The following is a 17,431-nucleotide window of genomic DNA, read 5'->3' as shown; positions in this document are numbered from 1 at the left end:
AGCTCGAAGCTCGAAGCTCGAAGCTCGAAGCTCGAAGCTCGAAGCTCGAAGCTCGAAGCTCGAAGCTCGAAGCTCGAAGCTCGAAGCTCGAAGCTGCTTTCGAAGGCTTATCGAAGCTCGAAGCTGCTTTCGAAGGCTTACCGAAGCTCGAAGCTGCTTCGAAGGCTTACTGAAGCTCGAAGCTCGAAGCTCGAAGCTCGAAGCTCGAAGCTCGAAGCTCGAAGCTGCTTTCGAAGGCTTATCGAAGCTCGAAGCTGCTTTCGAAGGCTTACCGAAGCTCGAAGCTGCTTCGAAGGCTTACTGAAGCTCGAAGCTGCTTTCGAAGGCTCACCGGAGCTCGAAGAAAATTGATACAGGAGACAAGCGATGGCAGTGGGGCCCGCAAGCTTTCCGGCCATGCCGGTGATCGAGGGGCTGCGGCTGGGGACGGCCAAGGCCGGCATCAAGACCGCCGAACGGCGCGATCTGGTGGTGTTCGAGGTGCCCGAGGGAGCGACCGTGGCGGGAAGCTTCACTCGCAACGCTTTCTGTGCGGCCCCGGTCACCGTGGCCCGCGAGCACCTTGCGGCCTGTACCCTGCACGGCGAGGCGCCGCGCTATCTGGTGATCAACACCGGTAACGCCAATGCCGGTACCGGAGACGTCGGGCTGCGCGATGCCCGAGCGACCTGTGCCGAGCTTGGCCGGCTGGCTGGCGTCAAGTCGTCTTGCGTGCTGCCGTTCTCCACCGGTGTGATCGGCGAGACGCTGCCCATGGAGCGCCTGCTGGGCGGCCTGCCGGAGGCGTTGCGCTCGCTGGACGAGGGTCCGAAGGGGTGGGCCGCGGCAGGCGAGGGCATCCTGACCACCGATACGCGCCCCAAGGGGGCCAGCGTCACGATCCAACTGGGCGACGAAACGGTTACCCTGAACGGGATCAGCAAGGGCTCGGGCATGATCAAGCCCAACATGGCCACCATGCTGGCCTTCGTGGCCACCGATGCGGCACTGGCGCCGGCGTTGCTGGAAGAGCTGTTGCGCGAGACCGTGGAGCGCTCCTTCAACTGCATCACGGTGGATGGTGACACCTCCACCAACGATGCCTGCATGCTGATCGCTACCGGTCGGGGCGCCGCGATCAACGATGACCACCGGCTCGCGCTGTTCCGGGATGCCTTGCAGCAGCTGATGATCGAGCTGGCCCAGGCCATCGTGCGTGACGGAGAGGGTGCCACCAAGTTCGTCAGCCTGCAGGTCGACGGGGCAGTGTCCCGCCAGGAGGCCCTGGACGTGGCCTTCACCGTGGCGCATTCGCCGCTGGTCAAGACGGCGCTGGCTGCCAGCGACGCCAACTGGGGGCGGATTCTTGCCGCGGTGGGTCGTGCACCGGTCGTCGACTTCGACGTCGACCGGGTGGTCATCGACCTGGGCGAGGTGCGCCTGGTCGAGGGCGGCGGCCGCGCCGCCGGTTACACAGAAGACGCCGGCAGCGAGGTGATGGCCCGGGAGGAGATCCCGATCCGCATCGACCTGGGGCGCGGTGAGCGCAGTGCCACGGTCTGGACCACGGACCTGACACGGGAATACGTTGCCATCAACGCCGACTATCGCAGCTGATCGGCGGTGTGGCGGTGGCGTTCCCCGTCCGAGTCAACAGAGCAATCCCCCGCGGCGGCGCTCGCGGGGACAAGTGGGATCAAGGTGAATGAACGCAATGGTGAAGAGAAGGGTGCACGTGGCGGCTGCCGCCATCATCAGCGCCGACGGTAGTGAGGTGCTGCTCGCCCGGCGCCCGTCGAACGTCGATCATGGCGGTCTCTGGGAATTTCCCGGCGGCAAGCTGGCGCCCTACGAGACGGGGCTCGAGGCACTCAAACGCGAGCTGCATGAGGAACTGGGCGTGGAGATTCGCCGCGCCCAGCCGCTGATTCGCATCCATCACGAGTACCCCGACAAGCATATCCTGCTGGATGTGTGGCAGGTCCATGACTTCGCCGGCGAGCCTTTCGGCCGAGAGGGGCAGGCGGTGCGCTGGGTGCCGATGGGGGAGCTGTTCGGCTATCCCTTCCCCGCCGCCAACGTGCCGATCCTGCGCGCGGTGATGCTGCCCACCGAGTACCTGATCACCGGCGAGGAAGAAGATGAAACCGTCTTTCTCACGCGCCTCGAGCGGGCACTGACCGAGGATCGGGTGCGCCTGGTGCAGCTGCGTGCCAAGACCCTGGACCGCGGCGACTATCTGAGCCGCGCCGAGCAGGCCCTGGCGCTGTGCCGCCGCCACGGGGCGCGCCTGGTGCTCAACGGCGAGCCCGAGCTGCTCGAGGGCGTCGATGCCGATGGCATTCACCTGACCAGCGAGCGGCTGATGAGCCTCGACCGGCGCCCCCTGTCCGAGGGCAAGTGGCTTTCTGCGTCCACCCATGACCGGGAGCAGCTGGTCCAGGCCCACCGTATCGGTTGCGACTTCGTCACCCTGTCGCCGCTGCGCACCACGCCCTCGCACCCCGAAGTGGCGCCCATCGGCTGGCACGACTTCCAGCAACTGGTCGAGCACGCCGGCATGCCGGTCTTCGCGCTGGGCGGCATGACCCGCTTCGACGCCAACCACGCCCGCGCCGTGGGGGCCCAGGGTATTGCCTCGATCCGCGATTTCTGGAAATGAAGCGTTAAGCCGAAAGAGCGGCGCTTCGCCCGGAGCTGGAAGAACGCCCGCTTCGCGGACGTAAGCTTGAAGAGCGGTGCTTCGCACCTGGAAGAGCCGGGCTTCGCCCGGAGCTTGAAGTCATAAGCTTGAAGCTGGAAGAAAACCCTTGACCCGATGATGGCGGGGTTCATGCTGTCTTCCAGCTTCCAGCTTCCAGCTTCCAGCTTCCAGCTTCCAGCTTCCAGCTTCCAGCTTCCAGCTTCCAGCTTCCAGCTTCCGCGCGGCTAGTCCCGATAGCGGCGGGTCAGGTCCCCATAGGCATCGATGCGTCGGTCGCGTAGATAGGGCCAGATGCGCCTGACTTCCTCGCCTCGCTCCAGGTCCAGGGTCACCAGCAGCCGTTCGGCCTGTTGGCCGGCGTGGGCCAGCAGTTCGCCTTGTGGGCCGCAGATGAAGCTGCCGCCCCAGAAGTCGATGCCCGGGCTGACGCCGGAATGGTCAGCCTCGTGGCCGACCCGGTTGGCGACCATCACCGGCAGCCCATTGGCCACCGCATGGCTGCGCTGGATCAGCGTCCAGGCGTCCTTCTGGCGGGCCTTTTCGTCGTCGTCGTCCGGCGGATGCCAACCGATGGCGGTGGGGTAGAGCAGCAGTTCGGCGCCGGCCATGGCCATCAGCCGTGCGGCTTCCGGGTACCACTGGTCCCAGCACACCAGCACGCCGAGCCGGCCCACCGAGGTGTCGATGGGCTGAAAGCCCTGGCCGCGCTCCTCGTCCTGGTCGCCCGGCGTAAAGTAGAACTTCTCGTAGAAGCCCGGATCGTCGGGAATGTGCATCTTGCGATAGTGCCCCACCCGGCCGCGGGCGCCGTCGTAGACCACGGCCGTATTGTGGTAGAGGCCGGACGCGCGGCGTTCGAACAGCGATCCCATCAGCACGATGTCGAGCTCAGCGGCGAGTGCGGCCAGGCGCTGGCCGCTGGGGCCGTCCAGCGGCTCGGCGAGATCGAACAGTTCGGGGTCCTCGTACTGGCAAAAGTAGTGGGTGGCATGCAGTTCCTGCAGCATCACCAGTTGGGCGCCGGCTGCGGCCAGCTCGCGGATGCCGGCCTCGCTCTCGTCGAGGCTCCTGGCCTTGTCAGGCCAGGCCGGTTGCTGGACCAGGCCAGCCTTGAGGGTGCGGGTCATGATCTTTCTCCTTCGCGATGGCGAACCCCGGCCAGGGTGCCGCGGGGCAGCTGCATGGTCAGGCAGTGCAGGCTGCCATGCTGGCGGATCACGGTGCTGCAGTCGATGGGCACGATGTCACGCTCGGGGAAAGCCTCGGCCAGGGCCTCGAGGGCGTGGAGATCGGCGGCATCGCCGTAGGTAGGCACCAGCACGGCACCGTTGATGATCAGGAAGTTGGCGTAGGTGGCCGGCAGCCGGTGACCATCCTCGGGATCGAAGCAGGGACGCGGCCAGGGCAGCGGAATCAGTCGATAGGGCTCGCCGTCGGCGCGTCGCAGCGCCTGGAGCTCGGTTTCCATGGCGGCAAGTGCCGGGTAGTGAGGATCGCTCGCGTCGTCGCAGCGTACATAGGCGATAGTGGCCGGATCGCAGAAGCGTGCCAGGGTGTCCACGTGGCTGTCGGTGTCGTCCCCTTCCAGGTGACCGTGGGCCAGCCAAAGCACCCGCTCGATGCCCAACTGCTCGGCGAGTCGGGCCTCGATCCTGGCCCGATCCAGGGTGGGATTGCGGTTCTCGTTGAGCAGGCAGGCCTCGGTGGTCAGCAGGGTGCCCTGGCCGTCGCTCTCCAGGGCTCCGCCCTCGAGCACCAGGTCATGGGAGATCAGCGGCGCGGCGAACGCGCCGGCCTCGGCGAGTCGACGAGTCAGGCTGTTGTCGAGGGTGGCCGGGAACTTGCCGCCCCAACCGGTGAAGACATAGTCGAGCAGCTCGAGGCGCCCGTCGCGCTCGACGGTGAGCGGCCCATGGTCGCGCGCCCAGGTGTCGTCGGCCTCGGCGACGACCAGGTACAGGCGCTCGACGGGTATGCCTCGATGCTGGAAGGCATCGCTGAGCCTGTCACGGGTGGCCGCATCCGGTACGGCGATCAGTACCGCCTGGTAGCGGGCGATGGCCGCGACCAGGCTCTCCAGGGTCGCTTCGATGCGTGGCAGCAGCGGTGCCCAGTCGCTGTCGGGTCCTGGCCAGGTCAGTTGCACGGCATCCTGGGGATGCCACTCGGGAAGCAGGCAGACGGCCATGGCAGGCCTCCTCGAAAAGGGAATCCGGCGCAATGTAGGGGGCGGTGGTCCGCGATGCAAGCCCGCTGACGCCTCCCCGTCACCGACACTTGGCCAGCGGGTGACGATCGCCGTGGTCGATGGCAGACGGCGAACCGCATTGGCTGGGACTATCCTGTCAGCAGGATGGCAACGATCGAGGTGCGATGTCATGGATGCGACGACCCTGGCCTTTGGTCTGGCTATTATCGCCTTGCTGGCATCGCTCGCCAGCCTGGCGGTGCTCGTACGCTTGCGCGGCGTGCGCACGTCGGCGCCCAAGCGCGAGCGGCTGGGGGTGAAGGCGCTGCGAGAGCCCCCCGAGAGTGTCGAGCCCCAGGCGCCGCGCAAGCGTCGCTCGCGGCTGCCCCCGTCTCTGGTGGCTCGCCTGATGGCCGCCGCGCGACGCCGCTGAGCAACAAGGTGCAGCGATCGTGCAAGGCCGACTCGGCCCGATGCAGGCATCGGCAAAAACACGTACCATGAGCGCCCGCCGACAAGGAACGCTCATATGCTGGATCGTCTGCCTCTCCTGATCGGGTTGCGCTACGTGCGGGCCAAGCGACGCAACCACTTCATCTCCTTTATCTCCTTGACCTCCATGCTGGGGCTGACCCTAGGTGTGGCGGTGCTGATCCTGGTGCTGTCCGTGATGAACGGGTTCGATCGCGAACTGCGCACCCGGGTCCTGGGCATGGTGCCGCATACCCGCATCGAGGTGCCCTCCGGTCTCACCGATTGGCAGCCGCTGGCCGATCGCCTCGTGCAGCGCGAGCATGTCATCGGAGCGGCCCCCTATATCCAGCAGCAGGGCATGTTCTCGGTGGGAGGACGCAATCAAGGTGCCCTGGTGACTGGCATCGAGCCCGACTGGGAGAAGCGGGTGTCGATCGTCGACGAGCACATGGTGCGCGGTAACCTCGACGACCTGCGAGCCGGCGAGTGGAACGTCGTGCTCGGCTCGTTGCTGGCTCGCCAGCTTGGCGTAGCCGTCGGCGATCGGGTGACCCTGCTGGTGCCCGAGGCCTCGATCACCCCGGCCGGCGTCTTCCCGCGGCTCAAGCGGTTCACGGTCAGCGGGATCTTCAGCGTCGGGGCGGATCTCGACGCCAGCCTGGCCTACGCCAATATCTCGGACATGCAGACGCTGGCACGCATGGGGAATGCGGTGGGCGGGTTGCGCCTGGAGCTCGACGACCTGTTCCAGGCCGGTAGCGTGACCCGGAACATCATCGATGACCTGGGATCTGGCTACCGCGGCCTGGACTGGACCTATACCCGAGGTAATCTCTTCCAGGCCATCCAGATGGAGAAGCGCATGATCGCGTTGCTGTTGACCGTGATCATCGCCGTGGCTGCCTTCAACATCGTGTCCACCCTGGTCATGGTCGTCACCGACAAGCACGCCGACATCGCCATCCTGCGCACCATCGGTGCGACGCCTCGCTCGATCATGGGGATCTTCATGGTCCAGGGCCTGGCCATCGGGGTGATCGGCATCGTGATCGGCGTGGGGCTCGGCGTGCTGCTGGCGCTGACGGTCTCCGACATCATCGCCTTCGTCGAGTCGACCTTCGGCATCCACTTCCTCGATGCCGGCGTCTACTTCATCAGCGAGCTGCCCTCGCAGCTGCTGTGGTCGGACGTGGGCCAGATCGTCGCCGCGGCCTTCGTGCTGACTTTCCTGTCGACCCTCTACCCGGCCTGGCGCGCGGCCCGGGTACAGCCCGCCGAGGTGCTCCGCTATGAATGATCCCGCCATGACCCAGGACCTCGCCCGGGATGCCGAGCGTCGCGAGGTGATGCTGGCCTGTGAAGGTCTCACGCGCATCTACCGCGAGGGACCGGGCGACCTCACCGTGCTGGACGACCTGGCCCTGGAGGTGCGCGCCGGCGAGCGCGTGGCGGTGGTCGGCAGCTCCGGCTCCGGCAAGACTACCCTGCTCAACCTGCTCGGCGGGCTGGACCATCCCAGCCACGGCGAGGTGCGCATCGCCGGCCAGGCGCTCCACGAGCTGGGCGATGCCGCCTTGGGGCGATTTCGCAATCGTCACATCGGCTTCGTCTACCAGTTCCACCATCTGCTTGCCGAGTTCTCGGCGCTGGAGAACGCCGCCTTGCCGCTGATCGTGCGCGGCCAGCGCAAGAAAGCGGCCGAGGCCAGGGCGTTGCAGCTGCTGGAGCGAGTGGGCGTGGCCGAGCGGGCCGCCCACAAGCCCGGCGAACTCTCCGGCGGCGAGCGCCAGCGGGTTGCCATCGCCCGGGCACTGGTCACCGACCCCAGCCTGGTGCTGATGGACGAGCCCACCGGTAATCTCGATCAGACCACGGCGGGGAGCATCCTGGCGCTGATGGATGAATTGTCTTCCAGCGCCGCCTGCGCCTTCGTGATCGTCACGCACGATCCGGGGCTTGCCGCCCACCAGGACCGGGTACTGCGCCTCGACGGCGGACGTCTGGCCCCGGACATGCCCCACCATGATTGAGCGGCCATACGGCTGATCCCTACCGCGACGAGGCGGTGCCACGATCATCGCCAGTCCATCGTTGCTTGCCTTCAGGCGCGGTCGCCCAGCCGATAGCGGCGGCGACGCGCCCTCCTTTTCCAGCTGCGCGACACCTGCCAGCGCCATGCCAGGCGGATCGCCAGGCTACCCAGTATGCCGGCCAGGACGGCGGCCGTCAGAGATCCCACCGCCAGTGCCGGCAGGGCTTCGAGCAGCTGCTCGGCGACCCAGTCGGTAGAGAGTTGCTCAGGAGCCGCCAGGGCCGGCAGATCGAGTAGCCAGGCGCCCAGGCGATAGTTGCCGTAGAAAATCAGTGGCATCGTCAAAGGGTTGGTGATCCACACCAGGCCTACCGACAGGGGCAGGTTGGCGCGCAGCGACCAGGCACCCAGCGCCGCCAGGGCCATCTGGAAGGGAATCGGCAGCAGGGCACAGAACAGCCCGACGAAGAACGCATTGGCGACGCTGCGCCTGGACAGCATCCAGAGCGACGGATTGCCGATCAGATGGCTCAAGAAACGCAGCGAGCGCTGGCGCCTGAGAGTCTCGGGATGGGGCAGATAGCGCTGCAGGAGACGGCGCGGCATGACGACGGGCTCGCGGCTTCGATACCCGAGCTATTATCCATACAAGGCCGGTGCCACGCCATGCCGCCGGTCAACGCGACCCTCTGACGCCGGACACGCGCACAGGGCTTGGCGGACAGGCATTGCCGCCGGTGGATGACTCGATCAGGGAAGAGATCATGGCAACAGGGCTGGCCGTGCCACTCGCGCTCTCTGCCCTCGGCGGCGCGCTGATCGGCCACTTCACCTCCTGCGTCTGGCCCCAGATCCTGGGGTTGACCCTGCTGGCGGGATTGGCGGCTCACCGCTGGCGCCTTCTGATGCTGTTGGCGATCGTCGCGTTCGTCGCCGGCCAGCTGTGGTGGGTGCGTGGCGGCGAGTTGCCCGAGGGGCTCAGCCGCCAGGAACTGGTGCTGGAGGGGCGGCTGACGACGGTGTCCGGAGACGCTGGTCGCGCGCGACTGGAGATGGTCGTGGATCGCTGTCGCCCACGCGCCGAAGGCCTGCCCGGCTGTGAGGGCCTGTCACGGGTGCGGCTGAGCGCCTATGACGCCCCGCCCATGTCGCGGGGGGAGCGATGGCGGCTGGTGGTGCGGCTGCGTCCCCCCTCGGGGTTCGCCAACCCCGGGGCCTTCGACTATCGCGCCTGGCTGTGGCGTGAGGGTATCCAGGCCACCGGTTACGTGCGTCGCGACCCGCCACCGCAGCGCCTGGAGGCGGCGGGCGTTTCACCGCGCCGCTGGGCGCTGTCTTACCTCGATGACATGGCGCTTTCGCCGCGTACCGCGCGCTGGCTGGCGGCGCTGACCCTTGGGGCCGGCGAGCGATTGACGGATGACGACTGGGATCTGCTGAATGCCAGCGGTACCACTCACCTGATGGTGATTTCCGGGCTCCATGTGGGCCTGGTGGCTGGCTTCGCCCTGTGGCTGGCGCGAGGCCTGGCGTGGTGCCTGACGCCGGGCGGCTGGCGCATGGCGATCTGGCCCTGGTGGCTCGCCGGCGCGGCGGCGGTCGGATACGCCTGCCTGGCCGGGCTCGAGCCGCCGGCGCTGCGGGCCATGATCATGGTGATGGTGGGGCTGTGGGTGGCCAGCGGCCGTCATGCGCCGGGCCCCTGGCAGGCCTGGTGGCTGGCGCTGGCGCTGGTGGAGATCTGGGACCCGCTAGCCGTCTGGCGTCCGGGGAGCTGGCTGTCGTTCGGCGCGGTGGCGCTGCTGATCCTGATCTGGCAGGGGCGCCCTCGTCCCAAGGGGGTGGCAGGCTGGCTATGGGCCCTGGGGCGTACCCAGCTGCTGCTGGCGCCGGTGATGGCTGGTGCGGTGCTGCTGGCCTTTGCACGTCTCGCCCCGTCTGCCCCACTGGTCAATCTGGTGGCCGTGCCCTGGGTGGGGAGCCTGATGGTGCCACTGGGGCTGGCAGGCTGGTTGGTCGCCTGGGTGCCACCCCTGGCTGAATTTGCCTGGGGCGTCTTCGGTCGCCTGGCCGGCGGGCTTGCCGCGGGTCTCGAGGCGGCGGTGCGTGTCGCGCCGCTGTGGCAACCCGACCCGACCGTGGCGGGTCCGCTAGGCGGAGCGCTGATTGTGGTTGGCCTGCTGTGGGCATTGCCGGGATTGTCCATGCGGCTACGCCTGGCCGGCACGACGCTGCTGGCCTGCCTGCCACTGTGGCTGACGCCGCCGGTGCCTGGGCCCGGCGTGCTGCGCGTGCGAGTCCACGATGTGGGGCAGGGGCAACTGGTCGCGCTGCGAACCGCCCATTATCGGGCCTTGATCGATACCGGGCCACGCTTCGCCTCCGGTTTCATGCCATTGGCCACGCTATGGCCGGAGGGGCAGCGCTTCGACGACGTCATCGTCAGTCATGATGACCGTGACCATGCCGGTGGCCTGCTGGGACTGGTGGACTCGCATCTTGTCGGGCGCTATCTGGCGCCCCCCGGCAGCGAACTGCCGGTCGCGACCGAGCCTTGTGTGGCGGGTCGGCACTGGCGACGCGACGAGGTGGACTTTCGGGTGCTCTGGCCGCCTGCCCGGGTGGAGGGCCTCTCGGACAATGATCGCTCCTGCGTACTGCTGATCTCGGCGGGGCGTCGACGACTGTTGATTACCGGCGACGCCGGCGCGAGGGTGGAGCATGAGCTGGTGGCCAAACTGGAGGGCCCCGTGGATGTCCTGGTGGCGGGGCATCATGGCAGCAAGACCAGCTCCAGCCCCGGATTTGTGGCCGTCGCGCGGCCTCGTCAGGTCATTTTCAGCGCGGGGCGCGATAGCCGCTTCGGCCACCCGGCGCCGGTGGTGGTACGCCGCTTCAGACGGCTCGGCAGTTGCCTGTGGAATACCGCCGACGATGGCGCGGTGACCCTGTGGCTGGGCGGCGGCCGGGGGAGTCGAATCGAGTCCCAGCGCCAGCCGGACTGGCGGCGCGGCGGTGTCGGAGGCGAGTGCCTTGCGTTAGAATCGCCTCCATTGAAGCCGGCGGCGCCCCGGTAACTGTTCGAGGGAGGTGATCCCATGACCGTGATGGAGGCCTTGATCGCTGGAGGTTGGCTGATGGTGCCGCTGCTCGGCTGCTCGCTGGTGGCGACGGTGATCGTCATCGAACGTCTGTGGACGCTGCGTGCCGCACGCATCGCGCCCAGCGGGCTCGCTCAGGAGGTCTGCTCGCTGGTGGCGCGTGGCCAGGTCAATCTTGACTGGCTGGAGAGCCACTCGCCGCTGGGCAGCGTGCTGGCGGCGGGGCTGCGCAATGTGCGGCTGGGGCACGAACAGGTGAGGGCGCGATTTCAGGAAGCCGCCATCGCCGTGGTCCATGACATGGAGCGGTTCCTGAGCCCGCTCGGCACCATTGCCTCGATAACGCCGCTGATCGGCCTGTTGGGTACCGTGGTGGGCATGATCGAGGTCTTCTCGGTGATCGTGTCCAGTGACGGCGGCGAGCGTACCGCAGACCTCGCCGGTGGCATCTCCCAGGCGCTGGTGACCACCGCGGCGGGCTTGACCGTGGCGATTCCTGCCCTGATGTTTCACCGTTACTTCCAGCGCCGCGTCGAGGACATCACGGTGCGTATCGAGGAGCAGGCCGGTCAGGTCGTGGAGTTCCTGGCGCATCATTCCGGCGAACTGACGCTGGCCGAACGGCACGAGCCAGGGGCGCAGTCAACCGTGCGGCGAGAGGCGGAAGGGCGTTCGGCATCCGGCGGGGGGCGGCCATGAGAGTGCCGCGCAGGCGACGCGACGCGGTGGAGGTGAATCTTACCCCGCTGATCGACGTGGTCTTCCTGCTGCTGATCTTCTTCATGGTGTCGACCACGTTCGAGACTCGCCAGGCGCTCGAACTCGAGCTGCCGGAAAGCGTCTCCGGAGTCGCCCAGGTCTCCTCGCCGGTCACGGTGGTGGTCACCGCCGAAGGCGACTATCGGCTTGGCCAGCGCGCCCTGTCGGCTGACGAGCTGGCGTCGCGGCTGAGCGACGCGGCCCCTCAAGCCCGCGAGGCAGGCCTGGTGATCGAGGCCGACGGCCGGGCGCCCCATGCCGCCGTGGTGCGGGTGCTCGACAGGGCCGGTGCCCTGAATATCCGGCGGGTGCGCATCGCCACCGCCGAGGCGACACATACAGAAGCGGAGAGACCGTGAGCGAACACTCGGGCTGGACCCTCTACAAGCGTCTGCTGGGCTATGTAAAGCCTCACTGGAAGGCCTTCGCCTTGGCGATCATCGGCTACGCCATCTATGCGGCGTCCAGCACGGCGCTTGCCGAGATGATGAAGCGGCTGATCGACGGTATCCAGAATCCGGATGCCGCCTTTCGTCTGATGCTGCCGCTGTTCGTGGTGGGCATGTTCGCCACCCGTGGCTTGGGAACCTTCCTCGGTACCTATTTCATGAGCGACGTGGCCCGTAACCTGGTTCATGCGCTGCGCTGCGACGTCTTCAACCATATGCTGCACTTGCCGGGGCGCTTCTTCGACGAGCACTCCTCGGGGCACCTGATCTCGCGTGTCACTTACCATGTGGAGCAGGTGACCGGCGCCGCCACCAAGGCGATCACCATCCTGCTGCGCGAGGGACTGTTCGTGATCGGCCTGGTGGTCTATCTGCTGTGGACCAACTGGATGCTGACCCTGCTGTTCCTGGCCGTGACGCCGCTGATCGGTGGCGTGGTCAGCTACGCCAGCAAGCGCTTCCGGCGCATCTCGCGCCGCATTCAGCGTTCCATGGGCGACGTCACCCATGTGGCTTCCGAGGCGCTGTCCGGCTACCGGGTGGTGCGCACCCACGGCGCCGAGGAGTATGAAAAGGCGCGTTTCGCCGCGGCCAGCGAGATCAATCGTCGTCAGAGCATGAAGGAGGCGCTGACCAAGGCCACCAGCACGCCGGTGATCCAGCTGCTGGTGGCCCTGGCCCTGGCCGTGCTGGTGTGGCTGGCCATGTCGCCGGCGCTGATGGCCGACATGACGCCCGGCGAGTTCGTGGCCTTCATCACCGCGGCCTCGCTGATGGCCAAGCCGGTACGCCAGCTCACCGAGATCAACGCCACCATCCAGAAGGGGCTTGCCGCGGCCGGTGAGCTATTCGGCTTGCTGGAGCGTCCTCCCGAGGAAGATAACGGCACCCGCGAGCCGGGTCGTCTCGAGGGTCGGGTGACCTTCGAGGGGGTGCGTTTCTCCTACGCCGCCGATCAGCCCGAGGTGCTCAAGGGCATCGACCTGGACGTGGCCCCTGGCGAGATGGTGGCCATCGTCGGCCGCTCGGGCAGCGGCAAGTCGACGCTGGTGGGGCTGTTACCGCGCTTCTATCGGCCGACGGCAGGTCGCATCTGCATCGACGGCGTGCCCATCGAGGATTTCCGACTCCTGCCGCTGCGTCGACGCATCGCCCTGGTGTCCCAGCAGGTCACGCTGTTCAATGCCACCATCGCCGACAACATCGCCTATGGCATCGACGATCCCGACCCGGCGGCGGTCGAGGCCGCGGCGCGCGCGGCCCATGCCCACGAATTCATCGAGCGCCTGCCCCAAGGCTACGATACCGTGGTGGGGGAGAACGGCGTGATGCTGTCCGGCGGCCAGCGCCAGCGCCTGGCCATCGCCCGGGCGATCTTCAAGGATGCGCCGCTGCTGGTGCTCGACGAGGCCACGTCGGCGCTGGATACCGAGTCCGAGCGCTATATCCAGGCGGCCCTGGAGGAAGTGTGTCGTGACCGTACCACCTTCGTCATTGCCCACCGGCTCTCCACCATCGAGCGCGCCGATCGCATCCTGGTGATGGAGAACGGGGAAGTGATCGAGCAGGGCAGTCATGCCGAGCTGCTGGGCCGCGACGGTGCCTACGCGGCCCTGCATCGCCTGCAGTTCCAGGATGCCCAGCCGGCATGAGTGGCGGTGTCGGTGAGCGTTGGCTCGAGGCGGCTTACGCCGGATCGCCCTGGCTCTGGCCGCTGCGCCCGCTGGAGGCGCTTTATCGCCGCGTGGTCGAGCGGCGTACCCGGGCCTATGCCGAGGGGCGTCGCCAGGCCTGGCAGGCGCCGGTGCCGGTCGTGGTGGTGGGCAACATCACGCTGGGCGGCACCGGCAAGTCGCCGCTGGTGGCCTGGCTGGCCCGTCATCTGAGCGAGGCCGGCTGGCGGCCGGGCATTCTATCTCGCGGCTACGGCGGTCGGTCGGATGGCTACCCGCTACGGGTCGAGGCCGATACCCCGGCCTCGGCCTGCGGCGACGAGCCGCGCATGCTGGCCGACCAGACCGACGTGCCGGTGGTGGTCGACCCGGATCGCCCGCGGGGCGCCCGGCGATTGCTGGAGGAGGGCTGCGATATCCTGCTTGCCGATGACGGCCTGCAGCATCTGCCGCTGGGCCGCGACCTGGAGCTGGTGGTGGTCGACGGCCAGCGTGGCCTCGGCAACGGGCATTGCCTGCCCGCCGGGCCGCTGCGTGAGCCCGCCGAACGCCTGGCTACGGTGGATGCCGTGGTGGTCAACGGGGTGCCGCGAGACGCCGCGCTTGGCGATCATTACCGCATGGCCCTGGTCCCCGCCGGCTGGCGCCCGCTGGGCGGCGGCGAACGCCGAGCGGTAACGCCATCGCCCTTCGTGGCGCCCGTGCACGCCCTGGCCGGTATCGGCCGGCCGGCGCGCTTCTTCGAGACCCTCGAGGGCCTGGGCATTGCGCACTGGACGCATGCCTTCGCCGATCATCACCGTTTCACCGACGCCGACCTGGCCTTCACGGACGGGCACCCGCTGGTGATGACCGCCAAGGACGCGGTCAAGTGCCGCGACCTGAAGGCGAACGAGGCCTGGGTGCTGGAAGTGGAGGCGGTGCCGGATCCCGATTTCGTCGCCTGGCTGGACGAGCGCCTGGCGAGCCTATGAATTCCCTGGCGGTTGCCGCTCGAGTGGCCGCCGATGCTGAACCTGGAGGCGTGAGAGATGGACAAGCAACTGCTGGCGATGCTGGTCTGCCCGCTGTGCAAGGGCAAGCTGGCCTACGACCGCGAGGCGGGCGAGTTGGTCTGTCGCTACGACGGCCTGGCCTATCCCGTGAATGACGGGATCCCGGTGATGCTGCCCGACGAGGCGCGCGCCATCGATGTGGACGAGAAGCTGCCGCCGTCGTCCGGCGCCGAGGGCTGAGGAGACAACGGAATGCAGGATTTCATCGCCGTCATTCCGGCGCGCTTCGCGTCCACCCGCTTGCCGGGCAAGCCGCTGCTCGATATCGCCGGCGAGCCGATGGTGGCACATGTCTGGCGACGGGCCGCCGCCAGTGCCGCCGGCCGTGTGGTCGTCGCCACCGACGACTCGCGCATTCGCGAGGCCCTGTTGCCCCTCGGCGCCGAGGTGGTCATGACCCGCGACGACCATCCCTCGGGCACCGACCGCTTGGCCGAGGTGGCCGAGCGGCTGGGGCTCGACGATGAGGCGGTGCTGGTCAACGTCCAGGGCGACGAGCCGCTGCTGCCGGCGACCCTGATCGACCAGGTGGCGGCACGGCTGATGGATGATGTCGGCGCCTCCATCGCGACCCTCGCCGAGCCGATCGGTGACGTCGAGACGCTATTCAATCCCAACGTGGTCAAGGTGGTTCGTGCCCTCTCGGGGCGGGCGCTCTATTTCTCCCGCGCGCCGATCCCGTGGGACCGCGAGGCCTTCGCCGCGCGCCCCGAACTGCTCGGGACCGACGCCTGGCTGCGCCATATCGGCCTCTATGCCTATCGAGCGAGCTTTCTGGCCGAGTATCGGCATTGGGCGCCGTCGCCGCTGGAGCAGCTCGAACAGCTCGAACAGCTGCGCGCGCTTCACCATGGCCATGCCATCCAGGTGGCGCTGTCCCGGGAACCGCACCCCGCCGGCGTGGATACCGCCGAGGATCTCGATCGGGTGCGCAGGATCCTGGGCCGCGAAGAGGGGGAGCGCTGATGCGGGTGCTGTTCGTCTGCCTGGGTAATATCTGCCGTTCGCCGACTGCCGAGGGCATGTTTCGGCAACACCTGAAGGAGGCCGGACTCGCCGATCGTGTCGACGTCGACTCCTGCGGCATTGGCCCCTGGCACGTGGGCAAGTCGCCCGACGCGCGTGCCCAGGCGGCAGCCATCTCTCGCGGGCTGGACCTGTCCGCGCTGCGAGCCCGACAGCTGTGCGATACGGACTTCACGCGCTTCGATTACCTGCTGGCCATGGACCATGACAACCTGGCCGCCCTGAATGCGCGCCGCCCGGCCGACTGCGATGCATATCTGGGGCTTTTCCTTGCCTTTGCCGGCTTCCCCGATCGGGCGGTACCCGATCCCTATTTTGGCGGCAGGGACGGGTTCGAGGAGGTCATGGGCCTGATCGAAGCGGCGTCCAGAGGGTTGGTCGAGGCGCTGCGCCGGGATCTGGAGCGTGACGCTTGAGTCCGAGATGGTACGCCGATCATGACCTGACCGCGGCCAACACCCTCGGGCTGCCCTGCCGCGCCGAGCGTTTCGTCGCCCCGATGACGCCCGCCGAGCTTGGCGAGGCGCTGGCGCTGGCCCGTGAGGGCGGCTGGCCGACCCTGGTGCTGGGCGGCGGCAGCAACCTGATCCTGCCCGCCTTCCTGACGGGACTGGTGATCCGCCCGGCCATGAACGACTGGTGGCTGGTGGAGAGCGGCGATGGGAGCGTGCGGGTGCATGCGGAGGCCGGCGTGGTCTGGCACGAGCTGGTCATGGCGCTGGCCGCCCGCGACCTCTGGGGGCTCGAGAACCTGGCCTTGATTCCGGGGCACTGTGGTGCCGCGCCGATCCAGAACATCGGCGCCTACGGGGTCGAGCTGGCCGAGCGTCTCGAGGCGGTGCACCTGGTGCACCTCGACGACGGCCGCGAGGCGGTGCTGGGTCCGCAGGCGTGTGCCTTCGGCTACCGCGACAGTGTCTTCAAGCATGCCCTGGCCGGGCGGGTAGCGATCACCCGGCTGGTGATGCGCGTCTCGCGTACGCCCGAGCCGCGTCTCGGCTACGGCGACCTGGCCGGCCGTGTCACCGAGTCGCCCACGGCGCTCGAGGTGGCCGAGGCCGTGTGTGCGGTGCGTCGCGAAAAGCTTCCGGATCCGGCCGTGCTGGGCAACGCCGGTAGCTTCTTCAAGAATCCGGTGGTGTCGTCGGAGCGCGCGGCGTCGCTGCGCGAGGCGTACCCTGACATGCCGAGCTTCCCGCTGGACGACGGCCGGACCAAGCTGGCCGCCGGTTGGCTGATCGATCGCTGTGGCCTCAAGGGGTGGCGTGATGGGGCGTTCGGCGTCCACGACCGCCAGGCCCTGGTGCTGGTGCATCACGGCGGCGGCGATGCGGCCGGGCTGCTGGCCTTCGCCGCCAGGGTCGCCGACACGGTAGAGCGGCGCTTCGGCGTGGCGCTGGAGCGGGAGCCTCGCCTGGCGACAGGATAGCGACCCTCGCGCTCGCTGGTCTTTTTCCGGTGCAAATGACAACGCCCGTGGCCAATGGCCACGGGCGTTGTCGTTCAGGGGAGGCGCGGCAGGTCAGCCTTGCTGACCTTCCTGGCGCTTGGCCTCCTGTTCGCGGCGACGGATCTCGCGCGGGTCGTTATGGGCGCGGCGGCGGCGACGCGGCGTCTCTTCCTTCACTGCTTCGGCCTTCGGCTCGGGCTGGGCTTCGGCCTTGTCGTCAGCCTTCGACTCTTCGGCTTTGGCTTCTGCCTTGGTGTCCGCCTTCGGCTCCTCGGCTTTAGCTTCTGCCTTGGGCTGTTCCGCCTTGGCTTCTGCCTTCGGCTGCTCGGCTTTGGCCTCTGCCTTGGGCTGTTCCGCCTTGGCTTCGGCCTTCGGCTCCTCGGCTTTGGCGTCTGCCTTGGGCTGATCGGCCTTGGTGTCCGGCTTGGCTTCCGCCTTCGGCTCTTCGGCTTTGGCCTCTGCCTTGGGCTGTTCCGCCTTGGCTTCGGCCTTCGGCTCCTCGGCTTTGGCGTCTGCCTTGGGCTGATCGGCCTTGGTGTCG

Annotated in this window: 17 protein-coding genes and 1 pseudogene; 14 read left to right on the top strand and 4 right to left on the bottom strand. The window is 68.0% G+C overall.

Features of this window, described 5'->3' with window-relative positions:
- Positions 1–366: 366 nt before the first annotated feature.
- Entirely contained in the window at positions 367–1,596 is a 1,230-nt protein-coding gene (gene argJ / locus FHR96_RS20835; protein WP_183389635.1) for a bifunctional glutamate N-acetyltransferase/amino-acid acetyltransferase ArgJ, read from the top strand.
- A gap of 97 nt (positions 1,597–1,693) precedes the next feature.
- On the top strand, positions 1,694–2,641 hold the full coding sequence (locus FHR96_RS20830; protein WP_183389636.1) for a Nudix family hydrolase: 948 nt from the start codon (positions 1,694–1,696) through the stop codon (positions 2,639–2,641).
- A gap of 266 nt (positions 2,642–2,907) precedes the next feature.
- On the opposite strand, the gene FHR96_RS20825 is transcribed toward FHR96_RS20830, so the two are convergent.
- Both FHR96_RS20825 and FHR96_RS20820 read right to left on the bottom strand, forming a co-directional pair.
- Positions 2,908–3,810, bottom strand: coding sequence for a carbon-nitrogen hydrolase (locus FHR96_RS20825; RefSeq protein WP_183389634.1), 903 nt, complete (start codon positions 3,808–3,810; stop codon positions 2,908–2,910).
- Entirely contained in the window at positions 3,807–4,871 is a 1,065-nt protein-coding gene (locus tag FHR96_RS20820) for an agmatine deiminase family protein (protein WP_183389633.1), read from the bottom strand. The genes FHR96_RS20825 and FHR96_RS20820 overlap by 4 nt, the downstream gene beginning before the upstream one ends.
- A gap of 190 nt (positions 4,872–5,061) precedes the next feature.
- On the opposite strand from FHR96_RS20820, the gene FHR96_RS20815 reads away from it, so the two are divergent.
- The 3 genes from FHR96_RS20815 to FHR96_RS20805 all read left to right on the top strand — a co-directional run bounded on the left by FHR96_RS20815 (position 5,062) and on the right by FHR96_RS20805 (position 7,375).
- A complete protein-coding gene (locus tag FHR96_RS20815; protein ID WP_183389632.1) occupies positions 5,062–5,304 on the top strand; it encodes a hypothetical protein in 243 nt (80 codons plus the stop codon).
- Positions 5,305–5,400: 96 nt separating this feature from the next.
- Positions 5,401–6,642 (top strand): lipoprotein-releasing ABC transporter permease subunit, encoded by a 1,242-nt coding sequence (locus FHR96_RS20810; protein ID WP_183389631.1) that lies wholly within the window; start codon positions 5,401–5,403, stop codon positions 6,640–6,642.
- Positions 6,635–7,375: an ABC transporter ATP-binding protein gene (locus FHR96_RS20805; RefSeq protein ID WP_183389630.1), complete on the top strand. Its 741-nt coding sequence runs from the start codon at positions 6,635–6,637 to the stop codon at positions 7,373–7,375. The genes FHR96_RS20810 and FHR96_RS20805 overlap by 8 nt, the downstream gene beginning before the upstream one ends.
- A gap of 71 nt (positions 7,376–7,446) precedes the next feature.
- On the opposite strand, the gene FHR96_RS20800 is transcribed toward FHR96_RS20805, so the two are convergent.
- Complete coding sequence (locus FHR96_RS20800; RefSeq protein WP_183389629.1) at positions 7,447–7,983, bottom strand: DUF2062 domain-containing protein; 537 nt, start codon at positions 7,981–7,983, stop codon at positions 7,447–7,449.
- Positions 7,984–8,141: 158 nt separating this feature from the next.
- Here FHR96_RS20800 and FHR96_RS20795 point away from each other — a divergent pair, with 158 nt between their 5' ends.
- The 9 genes from FHR96_RS20795 to murB are packed head-to-tail and all read left to right on the top strand — an operon-like array spanning position 8,142 to position 16,869.
- Entirely contained in the window at positions 8,142–10,454 is a 2,313-nt protein-coding gene (locus tag FHR96_RS20795) for a DNA internalization-related competence protein ComEC/Rec2 (RefSeq protein WP_183389628.1), read from the top strand.
- Positions 10,455–10,475: 21 nt separating this feature from the next.
- A complete protein-coding gene (locus tag FHR96_RS20790) occupies positions 10,476–11,177 on the top strand; it encodes a MotA/TolQ/ExbB proton channel family protein (protein ID WP_183389627.1) in 702 nt (233 codons plus the stop codon).
- A complete protein-coding gene (locus FHR96_RS20785; RefSeq protein ID WP_183389626.1) occupies positions 11,174–11,596 on the top strand; it encodes an ExbD/TolR family protein in 423 nt (140 codons plus the stop codon). Before FHR96_RS20790 ends, FHR96_RS20785 begins: the two co-directional genes overlap by 4 nt.
- Positions 11,593–13,338, top strand: a complete 1,746-nt coding sequence (msbA, locus tag FHR96_RS20780) for a lipid A export permease/ATP-binding protein MsbA (RefSeq protein ID WP_183389625.1) — start codon at positions 11,593–11,595, stop codon at positions 13,336–13,338. The genes FHR96_RS20785 and msbA overlap by 4 nt, the downstream gene beginning before the upstream one ends.
- Complete coding sequence (gene lpxK / locus FHR96_RS20775; protein WP_183389624.1) at positions 13,335–14,333, top strand: tetraacyldisaccharide 4'-kinase; 999 nt, start codon at positions 13,335–13,337, stop codon at positions 14,331–14,333. Before msbA ends, lpxK begins: the two co-directional genes overlap by 4 nt.
- A 57-nt stretch (positions 14,334–14,390) precedes the next feature.
- A complete protein-coding gene (locus FHR96_RS20770; protein ID WP_183389623.1) occupies positions 14,391–14,594 on the top strand; it encodes a Trm112 family protein in 204 nt (67 codons plus the stop codon).
- 12 nt (positions 14,595–14,606) lie between these two features.
- On the top strand, positions 14,607–15,380 hold the full coding sequence (gene kdsB / locus FHR96_RS20765; RefSeq protein WP_183389622.1) for a 3-deoxy-manno-octulosonate cytidylyltransferase: 774 nt from the start codon (positions 14,607–14,609) through the stop codon (positions 15,378–15,380).
- Complete coding sequence (locus FHR96_RS20760) at positions 15,380–15,856, top strand: low molecular weight protein-tyrosine-phosphatase (RefSeq protein ID WP_183389621.1); 477 nt, start codon at positions 15,380–15,382, stop codon at positions 15,854–15,856. Before kdsB ends, FHR96_RS20760 begins: the two co-directional genes overlap by 1 nt.
- Positions 15,853–16,869, top strand: a complete 1,017-nt coding sequence (gene murB, locus FHR96_RS20755) for a UDP-N-acetylmuramate dehydrogenase (RefSeq protein ID WP_183389620.1) — start codon at positions 15,853–15,855, stop codon at positions 16,867–16,869. The genes FHR96_RS20760 and murB overlap by 4 nt, the downstream gene beginning before the upstream one ends.
- A gap of 93 nt (positions 16,870–16,962) precedes the next feature.
- Here the strand turns inward: murB and FHR96_RS20750 are convergent.
- Positions 16,963–17,431 (bottom strand): annotated as a pseudogene (locus FHR96_RS20750) (ribonuclease E/G); the annotation flags it as partial.

The sequence above is a fragment of the Halomonas organivorans genome (assembly GCF_014192055.1).
GTDB lineage: Bacteria > Pseudomonadota > Gammaproteobacteria > Pseudomonadales > Halomonadaceae > Halomonas > Halomonas organivorans.
Note: the sequence above shows the minus strand (reverse complement) of the source record. Positions and strands in the feature narration are given on the sequence as shown.

Excerpts from the sequence above, each read along its gene's own strand:
- argJ (WP_183389635.1), top strand. The coding sequence starts at position 367 with ATGGCAGTGGGGCCCGCAAGCTTTCCGGCCATGCCGGTGATCGAGGGG.
- FHR96_RS20830 (WP_183389636.1), top strand. The coding sequence starts at position 1,694 with ATGGTGAAGAGAAGGGTGCACGTGGCGGCTGCCGCCATCATCAGCGCC.
- FHR96_RS20825 (WP_183389634.1), bottom strand. The coding sequence starts at position 3,810 with ATGACCCGCACCCTCAAGGCTGGCCTGGTCCAGCAACCGGCCTGGCCT.
- FHR96_RS20820 (WP_183389633.1), bottom strand. The coding sequence starts at position 4,871 with ATGGCCGTCTGCCTGCTTCCCGAGTGGCATCCCCAGGATGCCGTGCAA.
- FHR96_RS20815 (WP_183389632.1), top strand. The coding sequence starts at position 5,062 with ATGGATGCGACGACCCTGGCCTTTGGTCTGGCTATTATCGCCTTGCTG.
- FHR96_RS20810 (WP_183389631.1), top strand. The coding sequence starts at position 5,401 with ATGCTGGATCGTCTGCCTCTCCTGATCGGGTTGCGCTACGTGCGGGCC.
- FHR96_RS20805 (WP_183389630.1), top strand. The coding sequence starts at position 6,635 with ATGAATGATCCCGCCATGACCCAGGACCTCGCCCGGGATGCCGAGCGT.
- FHR96_RS20800 (WP_183389629.1), bottom strand. The coding sequence starts at position 7,983 with ATGCCGCGCCGTCTCCTGCAGCGCTATCTGCCCCATCCCGAGACTCTC.
- FHR96_RS20795 (WP_183389628.1), top strand. The coding sequence starts at position 8,142 with ATGGCAACAGGGCTGGCCGTGCCACTCGCGCTCTCTGCCCTCGGCGGC.
- FHR96_RS20790 (WP_183389627.1), top strand. The coding sequence starts at position 10,476 with ATGACCGTGATGGAGGCCTTGATCGCTGGAGGTTGGCTGATGGTGCCG.
- FHR96_RS20785 (WP_183389626.1), top strand. The coding sequence starts at position 11,174 with ATGAGAGTGCCGCGCAGGCGACGCGACGCGGTGGAGGTGAATCTTACC.
- lpxK (WP_183389624.1), top strand. The coding sequence starts at position 13,335 with ATGAGTGGCGGTGTCGGTGAGCGTTGGCTCGAGGCGGCTTACGCCGGA.
- FHR96_RS20770 (WP_183389623.1), top strand. The coding sequence starts at position 14,391 with ATGGACAAGCAACTGCTGGCGATGCTGGTCTGCCCGCTGTGCAAGGGC.
- kdsB (WP_183389622.1), top strand. The coding sequence starts at position 14,607 with ATGCAGGATTTCATCGCCGTCATTCCGGCGCGCTTCGCGTCCACCCGC.
- FHR96_RS20760 (WP_183389621.1), top strand. The coding sequence starts at position 15,380 with ATGCGGGTGCTGTTCGTCTGCCTGGGTAATATCTGCCGTTCGCCGACT.